The organism is Actinomadura sp. NTSP31 (genome assembly GCF_041951385.1).
Lineage (GTDB): Bacteria > Actinomycetota > Actinomycetes > Streptosporangiales > Streptosporangiaceae > Spirillospora > Spirillospora napierensis.
This window is the reverse complement of sequence record NZ_JBGNUT010000032.1, coordinates 92,040-109,419: the sequence shown is the minus strand read 5'-3', so window position 1 is coordinate 109,419 and position 17,380 is coordinate 92,040. Positions and strand designations below refer to the sequence as shown.

Genomic DNA, 17,380 nt, shown 5'->3' with positions numbered 1-17,380 from the left:
GGCGCCCTTGCTGTCGGTGCCGGTTTCGTCGCTGACCTTTCCACTTGTGTGGTAGCCCACGACAGCCTCCCGGAAGCCCATCCGATGGCGGAGTTCACGCCTACAGCCGATCAAGCCATCGCAAAGATCATGGCATGCATGACGTCCCCTTTACTCGGCCATGAGAGGCACCGAGATAATAAAGGGGGTAGGGGAACAGGGAGAATCGACCTTGCGGCGATGAGACCGACTGATGTGGCATATATGGTCACCGGGGGGAGCCATGGAACCACGAATAGTCAATAGATACGTAACACTTGTTGGCGGCCCATCCCTGACGAATCGAACTTTCTGGGTTCCCATCGACGCCAACAACGATAACGATACTCTCATCATCGAACATGAAGGAAAGCCGTACACGTACGTCCGCGCCAGAGACTTCGATCGGTTTGGCGCAGAGATCTACAGGATCGATGAGACAGCTACCCATCACTAATTTTGCCGGTCAGGGCCCAAGAGCCGGAATGGCCCCCTCCCATCCCGGCGTCTCTGAAGATTCCTCTGGACGCTTCACAACAAGTGAGCCGCCCGCAGGCCCCAGACCGGGCGTGGGTGTGGTCTGGGGCCTTGTGCTCGCTGTGCGGTTGCATCCAGCTCTGGCCATGGGTTGCGCTACCGCGCGGGATACTTGCGGAACTCAGTCGTCCCGTAGTGCCTGCTCAATGCGTCGTTTAGCGGCCTCGTTCTGCCCCTCGATGCACTTCGCGTAGACGCGGAGCAGCACCTCGACACTGTGGCCGGCCCACTCGGCGATGTCGGTCGGCTGTACTCCTCCGTTGAGCCAGGTGGACACGCAGGCGTGCCGAAGGTCATAGACCCTCCTGGCGAGCGGCGAGGCGTACTCGGCGTCACTGAGCGCGGCCTGGCGGGCCGTGTCCCACGCGCGGCGGTAGGTGATGCTGGCCAGCTCGCCGCCGCGGATCCCCCAGAACAGGCGCCCGCCGGGGCCGGGGCCGATGTCCCGCAAGTGGGCACGCAGGATGCGGGTAAGCGGCGGCGGGGTCGGAACGCGGCGCCACGCGCCCTCGGGGCGACCCTTAAGCTGGCGCCGTTCCCGGTTGGCGCCATCGTCGGTCCAGTCGGTTCCGACTTCCGGACTGGCGGTGTTGAAGTGCAGCTCTCCCCAGTCGTCGGCGGGTTCCTGCCACTTCTGTGCGTCGTCGTCCCACACCAGGGCGGGAAGCGTGACGTTCTCGACGCGGAGGTTCACCGCCTCTTCCGGACGAAGCGCAGCGTAGTAGATGACAGCGAAGAACGCCATGAGGCGTTCTCCGCTTGGTTTCTGCTGGCGGACCGCTTCGAGGATTCGGCGCGCTTGGGCGTGGTTAATAACCGAACGGCGGTCGACCTCGGGGGAACTCGTGCTGCGCGCCTTCCATTTTGTCGTCTTGATCGGGTTGTTGGGCAGGACGCCGATTTCCACGGCGTATTCACACGCGTGGTGCAGGATCGCTCGGTTGCGCTGGACGGTGGACGGCGCGGCCGGCTTGCCGTCGAGAAGTGTGGCCGCGGCGTTGAGGAGTTCTCGGACGACGGCGGGGTCGTTCAGCACGGACATGGGCTTGGTGTTGTTCTCGACCCAGCGCAGAACCTCGGCGGCGTCCGGCGGGCATGCGGGGCGGTTCTTGGTGTTGAACGCCCACCGGCGAAGCGCGGTCCGGATGTGCTGGTCTTTGAGCTTGCCGCGTTCGGTGGCGAGCATCACGGGCGTGACGGTGACGAGTGCCCATGCCGTATTCGCTCGGTGCTTGGCTGAGATGCCTTTCCACTTCATGTCCACGTAGGCGAGGCAGAACGCATACCAGGACATGTCCTTCTTGGCGCGCCCCCAACTCACCGGGCGGCCGGTAGCGAGGTCGAACGCCTCGCCCTTCCGGGCGGCGGCGCGCAGCTCCGCTTGGAAGCTGTCGACCTGAGCCTTGACGCGGAAGGATTCGCGCCACACCTGGGGGCCTGCCTTCCACCGGGCGGTGTAGGTGGTGACGCTCTTTCCCTTGTAGACCTCGGTCTTGTAGATACGAACGTCGTAGGTGATGTTCTGCATCAGGCGGCCACCTTCCGGGCTTCCCACCACGCGTCGAGGTCTTCGCGGCTGACGCGTAGTTCACCGTTCGGGATTTTCGAGCAATCCGGCGCGAGTCCCTTGGCGCGCCAGTCGTAGAAGGTGGATCGCGAAATCTTGATCTCGGCGCACACCTCGGCGAGGGTGAGCATTTCCTTGGGACGGATTGCCATTTTCACGGGCGACCTCGCTACTCGGCTTGATCGGTCGGACAGTCAGCGGTGTTCCGGCGGCGTGCTTGGTGTTTTATGCACCGGTTCCGCTGAGTTCGGGGTGTACGAGGTAGGCGGGTGAGGGCCGGCGGCCGGGGCCGGTCCGTTCGGGGTCGGGCAGGCGGCGGATCCAGCCGTGTTGTTCCAATAGGTCTAGGGGCGTCTCCAGGTCGGCGACTTTGGGGAACTTGGTGCGGGGCAGTTTGCTGAACAGTTGGCGGACGGTGAACTGTTCGGGCTTGGCGCGCTCGATCCACGCGTGAATGTCGCGGGCGGCGTGCTGGTCTGGATCGCTGCCCATGGCGTCGAATGCGGCGACGGCGTGCGCGGTGAAGTACTCCCCCAGCCGTATGGCGGCGCGCATGGTGTCGACCTCGATCGGGATGCGCCATCCGTCATCAACGCGCGTGGCCAAGTGGAGCAGTCCGGCGATGCGCGCGACGGCACCGACGTACTTGCCAGCCCAGTCGCCAAGGTGGCCGAGGTCTCCGCTTTCGGGGTGCAAGCGCGGTTCGGTGCGGGTTTCCAGGGCGAGAAATTCGGCGTGCGCGTCCGCCGTGAGTTGGAGCCGGGCGGGGTCGTCCCAGTCGTACAGCGCGTTGACGAGGTTCTGTAGCTGGGTGTCGTAACGCGAGACGACTTCTTCGGCCGGTGCGGGCGGGTTGATGCGTCGCCGGCCGATGTTGCTTTCCGGGAGCGAGTACAACAGCCGTCCGAGCAATCCCTTGCCGCGGAAGCCCGGCATCTTGGCGATATCGGTGATGACTTCCGGCTGAATGGCCAGTCCGAGCGTGAGCGCGGCGTGTTCCACGTGTTCGGTGGGGCGGCCTTGCCGGTCGACGCGCAGCATGTCGCCGGCGTGGCCTTTGAGGAATACCTCCATGTTGGGGGTGGAGGAGTAGCGGCCGGCGACGGTGGCGAAGATGCCGCCCTCGGCGGACAGCACGGCCAGTCGTCCGCCTTGTTCGGCCAGCAGGGATGCGGCCTTTTCCGGGGTGATGTCGTCGGCGACCAGCCTCGGCACCACGGGCACTTTGATGGCTTCTACTGCCATGGCGGCGTCGGTGGCGTCGGCGAGCTTTTCGGGGTCGCCGCCGGGGGTGCCGGATCCGGCGGCGATGCCGGCGGCTTTCTCGGCGGCGGCCTTGGCCACGCGCCGCGCCAACTCGGCCTCGACGATGCGGGGTTGGGTGCGCTCGGCAAGGGCGCGTTCGGCGTTGAGCAGCGGTTGCGTCATCGCGCGAAAGACGGCGGATTTGCGGGATCCGGGCGGCATCGCCACGACGGTGAAGATGTTCACCGGCTCGACCCAGGTGCCGCGGACGTTGACGATGGCGCGGCCACCGGCGGCGGTCGACAGTGCGGCGAGTGCGAGGCAGCCGGCGAGGTCGATGGGTGTTTGGGTGAACTCGGCTACCGCGCACACCTGCGCACCGACCCAGCCAGGCAATGCGTCGGCGGGGAAGGCGGGGAGGCGTTGCCGGGCGCCGAGGGGCACCGGCGTCTCCCACGCGGGCGCGGCGGGTTGGCCGTGAAGTTCGGCCAGCCGGGCGCCGGCGCCCGCGGCGGCGAGGATGCTGTCAGCGGCGCTCACGCAGCGCTCCCGCGGGGTGTGCGGGCGCCGGCGCGCATCCCGCTGGCGATGGTCGCCTCGCACTCGCGCGCGGTGAGTCCGACCGTGAGTCCGGCGGCGGTCAGGCAGTCGACCACGAGTCCATCGGGGAGCATCTCGCTGGCGGCGAGCTGGCCGAGGGCGAACGCGGCGGCGTTGAGGGTGTGGTTGCGGGCGCCGGGCCGGGAGTCGAGGACGTGTTGCACCTCGGCGCGCAGCGCGGCACCGGCGTATCCGGCCGTGTGCCGCTGGTCGAGGTCGGGCATCCTCGGCACCGGTGCGGCGGAGTGGTCGGGGGTGGTGAGCAGGTCGGCGAACCATTCGGGCAGCGGCGCGGGCGGAACGTCGTACACCGTCACGTAGGCGCCGCCGGTCGCCAGTGCGCTCCCCGCGGCGACCACGTATCCGCCGTGGGCGCGGGTGTCGACCAGCCACCCCAGCCGACCGGCGGTGTTGCGCAGGCTCGCGCCGGGTGGGGCGGTGAAGTACAGGTGCATCCCACCCGACGCCGTCCGCACGGTGTGGGTCTCCCAGGGGAAGGGCTGGCCGTGCCGCTCGCACAGCGCGGCGAGCACGTCGGCGCCGTCGTTGATCCCCGGCATGTCCCACTCCGGGGGCGCGGTCTCGCCGGGCTTGGGCCGGTCGAGGTCGACCACCACGAGCCCGGACGGGCCGCACGCAATCCCGATGTTGTAGGGGGCGTGGTGCCAGCACCGCCAGATACGCGCGCGGTCGGTGGCGGTGGCGCGGCCTTCCCAGTCGTTGCGGAGCGCGGGCCGCTTGTCACCAGGCCGCAGCGGGAACACCTGCCAGCCGCGGCTGGCGTGGGCGAGTGCGGTCACCATGAGTCCGGGGCCGTCGGTCATGGTCATGCCGCCTTCCGGTGGTCGAGGGCGGTGGGGATGGCGGCGCCGACAAAGCGCGTGTAGGCGGGTGGGAGCGCCTCGCGCAGGCCGAGGTGATCGGTGCTCCAGTCGATGCCCTTGGCGTGCTGCATCTCGGCGACGGTGGCCTTGCCGCCGCCGTTGCCGTAGGCGGCGACGTAAGGGCCGTCGTAGTAGACGCCGTGCCGCCACCCTCGGACGCGTCCGCGGTGCCGCGGGTGCGGGGGCTGGGTGATGGTGAAGCCGCCGCCGCACTCGAAGTAGCGGTGCATGATGACGCCGAGTCCGAACATCTCGCCGCACAGCCGCAGGTCTTTGCGGACGGTGGAACCGGCCACGTTCTCGATCACGTACGGGCGGCCGGTGGTCTCCAACGCGGCGCGGGCCGGGCCGATGAGGCGAGGGTGGGTGCGGCCCGCGGCGGCGTTGCGGGCGGCGTTGCTGCCCTTGGTCGGCGCGCCCTCCCCCTGGCACGGCGGGGAGGTGTGGATGAAGTGGAAGCGGTGCCCGTGCTCGGCGATGAACGCCACCGCGTCCGCCTGGATGAACTCGTGTCCGCAGTAGTCGGGCTGGCGGGCGATGTCGACACCGGTGAGATGAGCGCCGAGGTCGAGGTAGCCGCGGGCCGCGCCACCGATGCAGCAGAACGCGTCAAGGATCCGAACGCCCTTCAACGGTTGGCCTGCGTGGCGCGGCGGCGAGCCGGCCGTGTTCGGCCGGTGCGAGACGGACCGGACGGGGTGCGTCATGATGGGTGTTCCTCCTGCTAGGGGCCTCGTTGAGGTCCGTGATCGGTCGGAGGGGCGGCTCTCGGCGGCGTGCTTGGTGGCTTGTGCGCCGAGAGCCGCTTTTGTGCCCTCCGGATGCATTGGCCGGCTATCGGCGGCCGCGGTCGATGTTCTTCAGGTGGGTCCAGATGCGGCGGCCGGTGCGCAGTTGCGCGCCGCGGCCTCCGCAGCGGTTGCAGTAGCGCCAGGCGCGGCCGGACGGGGAGCGGAACCGGCCGGCGCCCTGGCATTTACGGCACGCCCGATACGGCCAGATCACGCAGTGGAGCAGGTAGCCGGCGGCGGCGAGGATGACCAGCAGCAGCCACAGGCCGGTGGGGTGGGCGGTGTGGCTAGCGGCGGTCAGCAGGGGGGTCACAGGTGCCTCCCAGGGCGGTTTTCGGGGTTGTTGCAGGTGGGGGCTCTAGGCGCTAGATCACTGGTCAGCGCGGGAATGGGTGTCTAGAGAGGTCTCTAGGTCTAGAGGTGGTGGCCTCTAGACCTAGAGGCGCGGCGGTGGTCTACCGGCCGGGGCGGCGGGTGGTTTCCAGGGCGTCGGTGACGTGGTCGCGGTGGACGCCCTTGAGGTTGCGGCCCTTGCCGGTTTCGTCCTGTCCCCAAACCTGTGGGGTGCCGATGCCGTAGGGCTTGAGCGCGGCGGCGAGCTGGCGGGCCTTGCCGGTCGGGTCGAGGTCGGCCCACGGCCCGTAGGCGACCGGGCGCAGCTCGGCGAGGCGGTCAACGAGCACCTGCGAGTGGACCTTGTCCTCTCCGGGCGCCATGACGGCGGCGAGGTCTTCCAGCAGCGATGCGCCGTCGTCGGCGGTCGGGGTGGGGTCTTCGCCGGCGGCGATGCCGGTCAGGGTGCCGGCGGCCTTGCGTAGCGCGCGGGCGCGGTCGGCGATGCGGTCGGCGGCCGGGTTGTCGATGTAGTAGCCGCGGACGATCTGGGGGTCGTCGGCCTCGCCGGCCAGGTAGCCGATGCCCTTGTCCTTCTTGGTGAAGGTGGTGGCGCGGATCCCGTTCTTGTACATCGAGGTGCCCAGGATCATGTCGTTTTCGGTCTGGCCCATGACCTTCAGGCAGAACCGCAGCCCGACGTTCGCCGAGACGCCGGTGGGGAGCGAGTCCTTGTCGGGCCGCTGGGTGGCTAGCAGCAGGATCACGCCGAGGGCGCGGCCGAGTTTGATGATGTCCACGGCCAGCCGGGCGGCCTCGTCACCGAAGTCTGGGTGGGCGAACAGGTTCTGGCACTCGTCCAGGATGAACACCGACGGGTACAGCCCGAGGGAGCGCTTGGCGGCCAGTTGCGGGGTGACCTTGTTCTCCGGGCAGATGTCCTTGGGCAGCTTTCGGATCGCCTTGGCGCGGCGTTCCAGGTCCTTGCGGACCTCGCGGAGCGCGTCCAGACAGGCGGCGAGGGTCTCGTCATCCTGCCCGGATCCGTACTGGTGGGCGACCTTTTCCAGGGGCGACAGGTCGCCGGTGCCCTTGAGTTCGTAGACGCGCAGTTGCGCGGTGGGGTCGAGGGCGGCGGCCAGGGCGAGCACGCGGAGCGCGAACGTTTTGCCCATGCCGGGCATGGCGCCGAACAGCGCGTTGGCGTACATCAGTTCGACGGTGACGGGGCGTCCGCGCTGGTCGGTGCCGAACGGGACCGGCTTGAACAGGTCCACGGCCGCGGTGGTCTTGGCCAGCGGGCCGGCGACCGGCTTGACCTGGTTCATGTCCTGGTCGCCGACCCACAGCACCAGCCGTCCGGCGTGCTGGTCGTGTGCGGGTTCGGGCCACACGCACCCCATCGGGCGGCGCAGGCCGGAGGCGAGGCGGTCGCGGCGTTCCATGATGTCGGTCGCAGTCACCCCGTAGGGGAGGTCAACCTCGGCGCGCCAGCCGGGGCCGTCGCGGGTGATCGGGGCGGGGAAGGTGATCCCGCCGCCGCCCTTGCCGACCGCCTTGTTGATCTCGGCGTTGCCGAGGGCGGCCAGCGCCCGCACCACGATCTCCGAGGTGAGCTTGGGCGCCTTGGTCGAGACAACGGCGGTGTCCAGGATGCGCCGGTCGGTCGGCGTCCCGATCCACCCCAGCAGCGCCACCAGCGCGGCGAGCACGACGGTTTGCGTGATACCGCCGGCGGCGGCCACCGACGCGGCGGCCAGCCCGGCACCGACCATGCCGGCGCCGGCGACGAACAGGCGGGCGCGGACGCGGTCGTTGCGCTCGCTCATCAGCTTCAGGTACGAGTCGTCGTTGCGGCGGTCGATGGCGTGCGTACGCAGCGGACGCGACTCGATGTCGAACGTCCACCGCCACGTGCCCGCCACCACCCGGTACAAGCCACGGGGCGAGCGCATCGCCAGCCGCAGACCGTAGAGCGGGGTGCGGGCGGCGTGGTAGCCGGTGACGTGACCGGCGTAGCCGACCGCCCACCAGACGGTGGCGCGCGCCTCGCCGCGGTCGCGCAGCCACGGCGCGATGATCGGGCGCCGCTGCGCACGCTCGCCGGCCATCCGGCGCGCCCGCACGTCCGGCCGGAAGGTGTCGGGGCGGTCGACCAGCACGCGCCCCTCGATCGCCTCGCCGTCGCCGTCATCCCCGTCCCCGGACAGGACGGGGATGAGCGGCGGGTCGGTCGGCGGGGTACCGGCGCCGGCGTTGCCGGGCATGGTCGGCGGGGCGTCGAGGTCGGGCGCGGCGGCGTTGTGGTCGGGGTGCGGGACGGGCAGGCGGACGACCTCGCCCATGGCCTTGGGGTGGCTCATGATGCGTTCTCTCCCTCGGCGGACGGCGCCGCGGCGATGTCCTCGGCGGCCGGGTTGGCGGTGGGGTCGGCGGGTGCTTCGGTCTTCAGGCGGGCCAGCAGGGCGCCGACACGGGCGTTACCGGCGGTCTGACCGGCGGCGCGCAGTCGCGCGGCGAGGCTGTTGCGGGTCAGCGGTTCGCCGGCGGCGGCCAGGTCGGCGGCGATGCTCCAGCCCAGCGGCATGAGGTCGTCCACGTCTGGCGGCGGGGTCTTGCCGGTCCTGCGGGTGCGGGACGGGCGCGTGTTCCGTCCACCGGGACCGCCCACCCGCTTGGGTGTGCCCGTCTGCTTGCCCGTCCGGGACTGCGCGTTGGACGGGCCGGCGGTCGGCGGGATGGACGGTCCGGACTCCAGCGCCGGACGGTCCCCCTCGGCGGGGCCCGGACGGTCCGCGACCGGTGCAGCGGACGGGACGGCGGCCAGGGGTGCGGGGGCGAGTTCGCCGAGCCGGTACAGTGCGCGGACGCGGCGGGGGGCGCGGCGGCGCCATGCCCACCGCCCGTAGGTGTCCTGCAGGTCGGTCAACGCCAGCACGCGGGCGCGCTCACGGCCGAGGGCATCGGCGTAGGAACGGATCTCCCACAGCACCATGCGGCGCCACAACTTCAGCGTCGGCCACGGCGCGAGGATCCACCGCGAGGCGCGGATGCCGTCCATGCGGGTGCCGGCGGCGATGCCGGCCCGGATCCGGATCACATGCGCGGCGATCTCCACCGCGCACACCCACAGCGCCGGGAGGACGGCGTGCGCGAGGCGCCCGAACGCGGTCGACTGCTCGGCCACGTTCAGATACACGGTCGCGGCGGTCAGGGTCCACGGGATGAACCGCAGCCACCGAACCCGCATGTCGAGCCGGGCCAACACGATGTCGAGGGCGGCGAAGATCGCAATGCCCAGGTCGATACCGAGCGGCACCGACCACGCCAGCCGGCCGAACGATGGGGCGGCGGCGTCGGCGACCGCGGCGAAGCTGTTGACGAACCCCAAAAGCCCCAGAACGGTCACCAGCGCGGCGACCACGCATACCGCGGTGAACTCATTCGAGGTCAGCGCCCGCGACTGCGAGGCGTCGCCCTCGGCGGTGTCGGGCGTGGTGGGCGGGGTGTCGTTGGGGTGCGTGATCGGTCGCAGGAGGGCGGTCGACTCGGCGGCGTGCGGGTTGGTGGCCTGTGCGCCGAGGGTCGTCCGGAGGTGGAGCGGCGGGGCGGTCATGCTGCGTTCCTCCCTTCCAGAGTGGTCGCGCCGTTGTCGGCGCAGTCGAGGCAGGTTCCGAGGTGGCGGGGCAGGACGTAACCGGCGTCGCGTCCGCAGTCGGGGCAGCGCCGGCGAGCGGCCAGCGCCTTGCCGAGGGCGACGCGCTGACGCTCGGACGGGGTCCGCTTGGGCAGCGCCAACCGGACGTCGTAGAGGTAGGCGGCGCGGACCCCGCCACCACCGCGGCGCGAATTCCACAGCACCTGACCGGCCACGTCCTGACCACCGGGCCGGAGCCCCTCGGCGGCGAGCTGGCGGCGGGTGCGCAGGTGCGGCGGCGCCATCCGCCACGGCCACGTCGGGATCCCGAACCGGGCGCCGGCCGGGTCGAAGAACCGGACCGAGCTACGGCGGCGAGTCATGACGCCACACCCCCCGCACGGCTCACCGCGAACGCGGGCCGCTGGACGGTGACCAGATACCAACCGCCCTCACGCAGCGACCGGGAGACCAGCCGCACGCCGGCCACCGTCACAGCCAGCACCGCCACGGCGGTGAGCGCGAACGTCGGCACGGGGTGGACGATCAGCAGCGCCACGCCGGCGGCGGCGAGTCGGGCCGGGGACAGGCACAGCCAGCACCCCGCGGCGAGCACGGCCAGCGCGAGAATCACGGCAGCCATCACGCGCTCCCGTTCGTGCGGCGCGGCCGGCGGGCGCGGGCCGCGGTCGCGGGGCCGGGCGGGTTGTCGGTGGGCGTGGTGACGCGGCCGGCGCGCGAGGTGGCGTCGACGGTCAGTCCCTCGGTCAGCGCCGTGTCGGTCGCGGTCACCGTGATGTCGCCCGACACCGTCTGGGCGGTGATGATGCCGCCCTCGGTCGCGCGCACTCGCAGGTCACCGGACACGCTCTGCAGGTCGGCGCGGCCGGCGAAGTCGTTCACCGTTACGTCCCCGGACGTGGTCGCGGCGGTGACGTCGTCGGCGCGGCCGAGGTAGACATCACCCGAGATCGACCGCAGCACCGCGGCGCCGTCTACCACGGCGGCCGTGATGTCCCCGGACGTGGTCCGGGCGCGCAGGGTGTCGATGCCACCGGCGGTCAGGTCACCGGAGGTCGAGGTGAAGTCGATCGCGGCGAACTCGCCCGTGCACGCCAGCGGGGCGGACTTGGTGAGCGCGGTCACCGACGATCCCTCGGGGAGGTGCGCGGTGATCTGGACGCGGCCGCCGGCCACGGCGCTGCCGGTGACCTCCACGCCGTTGACGGTCACGCGGCCACCGGCGAGGTTGACGATGCCCTCGCCGCTGATCACGGCGCCGGTCACGGTGACGCCGGCGGGGATGTCGCCGAACGAGTGAACGACCGTCGTTGCGTGGTTGCCGAACACGGCCTGACCGGTACCGATGACGGTCACACCGCCGGCGGGCGGGTGAACCCGGACGGTCACGGCACGGGCGTCCTTCTCCCACCGCAGGATGGCGTCACGGACGGCGTCGTGAACGGCGGGGTCGTCGCCGTGAGCGGTCACGGTGACCTCGGCGAGCGTGCGGCCCGTGTCGGTGAAGATACGGACGTCGCCGGCGGACAGGTCGACCGACAGAGCCACCGGGCCGGGACGCGTGGCGGTCAGGGTGCGGGTCGTCATGGTCACGCCACCTCGTTCAGGTCGAGGTCGGACGGGTGGGAGTCGGCGGCGTCGTTGTCGACCAGGGCGGCGAGAGTGGCGAGTTCGGCGGCGGTGAAGCCGGCCCACACCCCGAACTCGGGGCGGATCCGCATCGCCAGCTCGAAGCAGGCGCCACGCAGCGGGCAGGACTCGCACACCTCGGCGGCCACCAGTTCGCGGGCGGCGCACTCGTCGGGCGTCTCCTCGACGTCCGGGCCGGTGTGCAACTCGGGGTCGAACCGGCACTGAGCGCCGGTGATGGGCATTCCACGCAGGTCGGCACCGGCCAGCGCGGTGAACGGGGACAGGGAGCGAGACACGGGCACCTCGTTCGGGTCAGTGATCGGTCGGAAGGCGCGGCCCTCGGCGGCGTGCTTGGTGGCTTGAGCGCCGAGGGCGAGCGGCTGCGAGCGGTAGACGGTCATCGCGGATCAGCCCAGGTGGGCGGAGAACGTGGTGATCGCGTGGATCACCTGGTTGACCAGCTCGGCGGCCTTGTCGGGGTTGTTGATCGCGAAGATCGCGACCGCGATGCCGGCGAGCCACTGCGGGATGTTGCTGGACTTCTGCGGAATCACGTGACGGCTCCTGACGTTGAACTGATACGCCAAACGTTTGTCGTTTGACGTAGGTCAGACTGCGCCTAGGGCGGCGCGCTTGTCAAGGGCCGCCAGTCGTTTGGCGTTTGGCGTTTCGTCTGGTTAGGTGGACCTAAGCAGCACGCAGACAGCAGAAAGGAGCAGGTAGATGCCCAACTCGGAGCGTCACGGGTTCCGCGAGATCGCGGCGAAAATCCGTGAAGAGATCATCAAGGGGGCGTACCCCACGGGGAGCGTCCTGCCCGCCGAACCCGAGCTGGCGGAGCGCTACGGCGCCTCGCGCAGCTTGGTGAACCGAGCAATGCAGATGCTCGCAGCCGAGGGCATCGTGCGGCCCCGCCAGGGACGCGGAACCATGGTCACGTGGCTACCGCCGATGCTTCACTCACCGGCCCGGTACGACCGCGCGAAGCGCGAGAACAACGGCGCCCGCGGCGCGTTCGACGCCGAGGTGCGAGCGCGCGGCCTAGAGCCTCAGCACGAGATCACCACCGAACACGCCGAACCGCCGGCACGCGTCGCCGAGTTGCTCGGCCTCCCCACCGGCGAGGTGAACTGTCTCGTCCGGCGCCGTCGTCTGCTGGCCAGTGGCATCCCCGTCCGGCTCAACGCCAGTTGGTTCCCGCTGGAGATCGCGGGCGGCACGGTCCTGGAGGAGGAGGGGCCGGTCATCGTGGGCGGGGTCAAGAGCGCCCTCGGCGAACTCGGCTACCCACAGGTCACGGCACGCGAAGAGATCACGCCCAGCCGTCTGCCCACCGACGCCGAAGCGCGGGCACTGGAAATCAGCCCGGAACGTACCGTGGTGGAGATAACCCACGTCGGCATGACCGCCGAGGGCCGCGCAGTCGAGGTCACGATCTCTGTCGCCCCCGCCCACTACCTCACGGCCCAGTACGAGTTCCCGCTCGCCTGACATCCGGAGACCACACCCCATGATCACGCGACTCGTCGAAGACCACGCCCGCACGCTCGCCGCGGACGCGCACCTACCCGCGTTCGTCTACGACCTCGCCGCACTCCGGGACCACGCAGCCGAGGTCAAGGCGGCACTGTCGGCGCCGGGCGCGCCGGAGATCTTCTATGCCGCCAAAGCCAATCCCGACGTCCCGATCCTGCGCGCGCTCGCCCCGTACGTCGACGGCATCGAGGTCGCGTCCGGCGGCGAGCTGGCGCACGTGCGCGAGGCACTCCCGGACACACGGTTGGCGTTCGGCGGCCCCGGCAAGACCGATGACGAACTCGAACTGGCGCTCAACCTCGGCGTCGAGCGCATCCACGTCGAGAGCCCGTACGAACTATCTCGCCTCGCGCGCATCGCCGAGGCAGCCGGGCGCGAGGTCGACGTCTTGCTACGGGTCAACCTCGCCGGCGACCGCAGCGGCGTAGCGCTGGCCATGAGCGGCCCGTTCGGCATGGACCCCGAACTCATGGACACCTGCACCGACACCCTGACCGCCTCGCCGCACGTGCGCCTACGCGGCATCCACGCGCACCTAGCGTCCGGGCTGGACGCGTCCGCCATGGCGGCCCAGTCTGCCGAAATCCTCGCGTGGGGCCGCGCATGGCTCGACAGGATCGGCCACACCGGGCCGCGTGAGTTCAACCTCGGCGGCGGCATGGCGGTCGACTACAGCACGCCCGGCACCCGATTCGACTGGAAGCAGTACGGCGCCGAGGTCGCCGGCCTCGCCCAGCCGGGCGAGACACTGCGCATCGAGCCGGGCCGCTCCATCAGCGTCTACGCCGGGTGGTACGTCACGGAAGTACTGGACGTGAAGAAGGCACACGGCCAGTGGTACGCCGTCCTGCGCGGCGGCACCATGCACATCCGGACACCGGTCACCAAGCAGCACAACCAACCGTTCGACGTCCTCACCAGCAACGGCGACGGCCCCGCAGTCGCTAACGAGCCGGTGACGCTTGTCGGCCAGCTCTGTACACCAAAGGACGTCTTCGCCCGCGAGGTCCCCACTGACCGCATCGCCGTTGGCGACCTGGTCGCCTTCTCCATGGCCGGCGCCTACGCCTGGAACATCTCCCACCACGACTTCCTGATGCACCCGAAGCCGAATTTTAGATACCTGGACGCATAGTCGCATTAAGGCCCCGGGCGCACCCAGCCCGGGGCCAAACACTTATTGCCCGAGTATACCCCGCACCACCTCACCGAGGGCGGCCGCCATGCGAACCGGAACAGCGTTGCCTATCTGCTGTTCTATAGATCCATAATGGCCAAGAAATTGATAGGTCGGCGGGAAAGTTTGAAGAATGGCCGCTTCTCGGAGAGTTATTCCTCGATGCTCCGTGGGGTGGATAAAACTTCCACACGCCGGCGTGGTGCATCGAGTTGTCATCGTTGGCGCAGGCGCGTCAAGGCGAATACGTCCGTAAGATGCCGTCGCCGTCCGCCCTGTAACCCGCCTATGGCAATCAAGTTGAAGATCAGGTGGAAGGTCAAACCTGCTGCCGTTGACCGGAACCGCAGCAATACGGGCTGCCACCTGGGGGCTGCTCTGCCGATGTCGATCGAGAGGGTCATCGAGAGTTCCGCTCTTACGGAGCAGATCAAAAGCATCTTTGACTGTCGTGCCAGCGAGTTCAAAGTGCTCCGGAATCAGATCCGTTATTTCTTCCGGAAGGCGGCGTCGGACAGCCTTCGATGCGCCAATGACGATAAGTCTCTTGCGGCGCTGAGGGACGCCCAGATCGGCCGCGTTTACCTTGTATTGCCGGAAACGATAACCTTCCCCTTCCAGCATCGCCAGCAGATTTGAGAGTCGATTATCTCGCGCAAGGCCCGGCACATTTTCTAGCAGAATGATCCGAGGTCGGAAAGCGACTGCAAAATTCGCAACATCGAGAACGAGGTCATTGCGCTTTTCATCAATATCGCCACTCGCGAGAGTGGAGAATCCTTGACACGGAGGACACGCTTTAAGCAGCTCAAGGCTGCCTCGCTTCAAGCCCAACTCTCGCCTGAATGCATCAGGATCGAGCTGCCGTATGTCAATTTCCTTGAGTAGTACGTCGGGATGATTGGCGTGGTACGACTGACATGCGTAAACGTCATTCTCCACTGCGCCGACAACCGAGATGCCCGCTTGGCGCAGCCCGGCCGTAGCGCCACCGGCGCCAGCAAACAGGTCCACAGCTCTCACAGCGCTGCCCACCCACCTGATCTTAGTGGCCACTACCGGCTCTTGTCTTGCTCCAACTTGCCAAACGAGTGACGCTATGCGTTGCCATGCCTCACCCCAGTCGTGAGGACGACCCGTCCAGGGAGGGTATCTAGCATGACGGATGGCCGGCTGCAACTGAAGTTTGGCGGATCCTTGGTGGAGCAGCTCGGAGCGCAGCTCTACCCCAGCGTCACTGCTACGGTCGCCGAGCTAATCTCGAACGCTTGGGATGCCGACGCTAAGCACGTTTGGATCCAGATACCGTTCGGTAAGTGGCAACCGGACGATGAGATCGTGGTGCTAGATGACGGGCATGGTATGACCCGCCAGCAGGCTCAGGACACGTACCTCGTTGTTGGCAGGAAGCGGCGGATACAGTTTGGCAACAAGTCGGAAAGCCAGGGACGACTGGTTCATGGACGCAAAGGGATTGGAAAGCTTGCCGCGTTCGGGACGGCTGGCGTTCTGGACTGCACCACTATTCGCTCAGGTGAACGCACTGACTTTCGGCTGGATTACGATCGCATTCGACAGCTTTCGCCTGCTGAGGATTATGAAGTTGAAGACGTATCAGAGCTTCAACCGATGGTGACCCCTGACGGAAACGTCCTAGAACATGGAACGCGCGTCCGGCTTTCGCGACTCAAGCTCAAGAAGAGTATCTCGCAAGACCAATTTATGCGTTCAATGTCTCGCCGCTTCGCTCTCAGTGAAAGCGAAATGCAGATCATCGTTAACTCGTCCGAGGGTTTGAAGCGCTTCGACATCAAATGTCAGTTCAGATTCCCGAAGGACGGTATACCTACCGCCGATGTTAACGTAGCTCCCGACGGCTGGGCAGAAGAGACGCTAATCAACGAAAATGGGGATCCTTGTCCGGTCCGATGGTGGATCGGCTTCACCGAGAAGCCGCTTGACGAAGATGCGCAGCAAGGAATCTCCATAATCGCCAATGGAAAGATGGCGCAGCGCCCGTTCAAGTTTGAATCCTCTCAGGGAACAGAGGGGCAACTGGGGCAGGAATACCTCGTGGGTGAAGTGCGCGCTGACTGGCTCGACACTGGCGTGGACATAGAAGACGATCTCATTCAATCGAATCGCGACCAGCTACAGCTGGAGGATGAGAGGCTCCAATTTTTCCTTGACTGGGGCCGTAAACGTCTTCGCTGGGCTCTAAAGGAGCGCAACACGCTGCGCCGAGAGTCGACGTATGGAAAGGTACAGGTAGATGACGAGGTAAAGGAGATCCTAAAGCCCTATACGAAGACAGAGCAGAGACGGCTTCTCAATGTCGCGCGAACCGTATCTAAGATACCCGAGATAGACGAACGCGGCATTGCTGACACCATGAAATCGGTCGTCAATGCGCAGTCCGAGAAGGCTGTGCGAGAACTAATGGAGGAAATCGAAGAACAAGACGACGCCTTCCAGGAGCGCGTCTGGCAAATTGTGCATGACTTCGGTCTCATAGACGCCAGGCGAGTGATGAGTATAATTGAGGCGCGCCTTGCAACGATCAGAAAACTGAAAGAGGCCATCAAAAACGGCGCGCGTGAGGTGCCGGAGATCCACAAGATCGTAATATCCGATCCATGGCTGCTGGATCCAAGATGGAACATTATCGCCGACGAGGTCGATGTCTCCACACTGGGCGTTGCCTTTGACCCAGAGGAAGGTGAGGACGGGCTCCGCCTTGACTTCATTTTCGCCCTCGCTCCTCATCCGCCAGCAAGGCTGGACGAGGTCATCGTGGTTGAAATCAAGAGAGGAACTGATGCGAGAGGCAAGGAGCGGAAGGTAACGCCTGAGGAGGTGACGAAGTTCCATCTCTACGTGCTCGCAGTCAGGGAGCATTACCAAAGAAGCACGGAGCATCCTGCCGTTCGCGGTCTGATGATTACCCAGGCGTACACGGCCCAGGCAGATGGCTTGAGGCGCAGTCTTGAAAGCTCGACTGATGTCCGCCTCTCCTTCAGGACGTGGGACAGGGTCATTGAGGAAACCGAACGCATGCACGTGGCCTGGCTCAACGTCTCCAAAGACCGCATCGCCGAGGGATGAGCCCAAGTAGATCGCCGACATGTGCTCAGGCGACTGCCTCAACGACACCGTCATGGCGGCGTTCGCGGCGCCCCACGCTAGGCGGGGGGCTGCGCACCGATCTCCGTGATTGTTAGGGTCTGCCCGCCCGGCGCCGCCGCAGAATCCGCAGAATCCGCAGACCCCCCCGGGTTCGTGGCCATCCGGGTTGCTGCCCCTCGGCGCCGCGGACCGCGTATTACCGCAGAAATCCACGCAATCCCGTGACCTGTATGAACGCGTGCTGGTCGGCAAGGCTGCGAGGCGTTCTGCGACACT

At 67.7% G+C, this 17,380-nt stretch carries 17 protein-coding genes; 3 read left to right on the top strand and 14 right to left on the bottom strand.

Annotated elements, in window-relative coordinates:
* Positions 1-676: 676 nt before the first annotated feature.
* From ACA514_RS38910 to ACA514_RS38850, 13 genes are all read right to left on the bottom strand, one after another.
* On the bottom strand, positions 677-2,083 hold the full coding sequence (locus ACA514_RS38910) for a tyrosine-type recombinase/integrase (protein WP_375046307.1): 1,407 nt from the start codon (positions 2,081-2,083) through the stop codon (positions 677-679).
* Complete coding sequence (locus tag ACA514_RS38905) at positions 2,083-2,274, bottom strand: helix-turn-helix transcriptional regulator (protein ID WP_375046325.1); 192 nt, start codon at positions 2,272-2,274, stop codon at positions 2,083-2,085. Before ACA514_RS38905 ends, ACA514_RS38910 begins: the two co-directional genes overlap by 1 nt.
* Before the next feature lie 73 nt (positions 2,275-2,347).
* Complete coding sequence (locus ACA514_RS38900) at positions 2,348-3,907, bottom strand: YfjI family protein (protein WP_375046306.1); 1,560 nt, start codon at positions 3,905-3,907, stop codon at positions 2,348-2,350.
* Positions 3,904-4,797: a bifunctional DNA primase/polymerase gene (locus tag ACA514_RS38895; protein ID WP_375046305.1), complete on the bottom strand. Its 894-nt coding sequence runs from the start codon at positions 4,795-4,797 to the stop codon at positions 3,904-3,906. The genes ACA514_RS38900 and ACA514_RS38895 overlap by 4 nt, the downstream gene beginning before the upstream one ends.
* Positions 4,794-5,558 (bottom strand): class I SAM-dependent methyltransferase, encoded by a 765-nt coding sequence (locus ACA514_RS38890; protein ID WP_375046304.1) that lies wholly within the window; start codon positions 5,556-5,558, stop codon positions 4,794-4,796. Before ACA514_RS38890 ends, ACA514_RS38895 begins: the two co-directional genes overlap by 4 nt.
* A 127-nt stretch (positions 5,559-5,685) precedes the next feature.
* Positions 5,686-5,955 (bottom strand): hypothetical protein, encoded by a 270-nt coding sequence (locus ACA514_RS38885; protein WP_375046303.1) that lies wholly within the window; start codon positions 5,953-5,955, stop codon positions 5,686-5,688.
* Between the two features lie 142 nt (positions 5,956-6,097).
* Complete coding sequence (locus ACA514_RS38880; protein WP_375046302.1) at positions 6,098-8,338, bottom strand: cell division protein FtsK; 2,241 nt, start codon at positions 8,336-8,338, stop codon at positions 6,098-6,100.
* Positions 8,335-9,591 (bottom strand): DUF2637 domain-containing protein, encoded by a 1,257-nt coding sequence (locus tag ACA514_RS38875; protein ID WP_375046301.1) that lies wholly within the window; start codon positions 9,589-9,591, stop codon positions 8,335-8,337. The genes ACA514_RS38880 and ACA514_RS38875 overlap by 4 nt, the downstream gene beginning before the upstream one ends.
* A complete protein-coding gene (locus ACA514_RS38870) occupies positions 9,588-9,995 on the bottom strand; it encodes an RRQRL motif-containing zinc-binding protein (RefSeq protein WP_375046300.1) in 408 nt (135 codons plus the stop codon). Before ACA514_RS38870 ends, ACA514_RS38875 begins: the two co-directional genes overlap by 4 nt.
* Positions 9,992-10,255, bottom strand: a complete 264-nt coding sequence (locus tag ACA514_RS38865; RefSeq protein ID WP_375046299.1) for a hypothetical protein — start codon at positions 10,253-10,255, stop codon at positions 9,992-9,994. Before ACA514_RS38865 ends, ACA514_RS38870 begins: the two co-directional genes overlap by 4 nt.
* Positions 10,255-11,220 carry a DUF4097 family beta strand repeat-containing protein gene (locus ACA514_RS38860; RefSeq protein ID WP_375046298.1) on the bottom strand — a complete coding sequence of 322 codons (966 nt, stop codon included), beginning with the start codon at positions 11,218-11,220 and terminating at the stop codon, positions 10,255-10,257. Before ACA514_RS38860 ends, ACA514_RS38865 begins: the two co-directional genes overlap by 1 nt.
* Before the next feature lie 2 nt (positions 11,221-11,222).
* A complete protein-coding gene (locus ACA514_RS38855) occupies positions 11,223-11,666 on the bottom strand; it encodes a WhiB family transcriptional regulator (protein WP_375046297.1) in 444 nt (147 codons plus the stop codon).
* Between the two features lie 6 nt (positions 11,667-11,672).
* Positions 11,673-11,819: a hypothetical protein gene (locus ACA514_RS38850; RefSeq protein WP_208267229.1), complete on the bottom strand. Its 147-nt coding sequence runs from the start codon at positions 11,817-11,819 to the stop codon at positions 11,673-11,675.
* Positions 11,820-11,988: 169 nt separating this feature from the next.
* Between ACA514_RS38850 and ACA514_RS38845 the strand changes: the two genes are divergently transcribed.
* Positions 11,989-12,756: a GntR family transcriptional regulator gene (locus ACA514_RS38845; RefSeq protein WP_375046296.1), complete on the top strand. Its 768-nt coding sequence runs from the start codon at positions 11,989-11,991 to the stop codon at positions 12,754-12,756.
* A gap of 19 nt (positions 12,757-12,775) precedes the next feature.
* On the top strand, positions 12,776-13,936 hold the full coding sequence (locus ACA514_RS38840) for a type III PLP-dependent enzyme (protein WP_375046295.1): 1,161 nt from the start codon (positions 12,776-12,778) through the stop codon (positions 13,934-13,936).
* Between the two features lie 42 nt (positions 13,937-13,978).
* Here ACA514_RS38840 and ACA514_RS38835 read toward each other — a convergent pair whose 3' ends face one another.
* On the bottom strand, positions 13,979-15,013 hold the full coding sequence (locus tag ACA514_RS38835; protein WP_375046294.1) for a DNA cytosine methyltransferase: 1,035 nt from the start codon (positions 15,011-15,013) through the stop codon (positions 13,979-13,981).
* Between the two features lie 123 nt (positions 15,014-15,136).
* Here ACA514_RS38835 and ACA514_RS38830 point away from each other — a divergent pair, with 123 nt between their 5' ends.
* Entirely contained in the window at positions 15,137-17,083 is a 1,947-nt protein-coding gene (locus ACA514_RS38830) for an ATP-binding protein (RefSeq protein WP_375046293.1), read from the top strand.
* Positions 17,084-17,380: the final 297 nt, after the last annotated feature.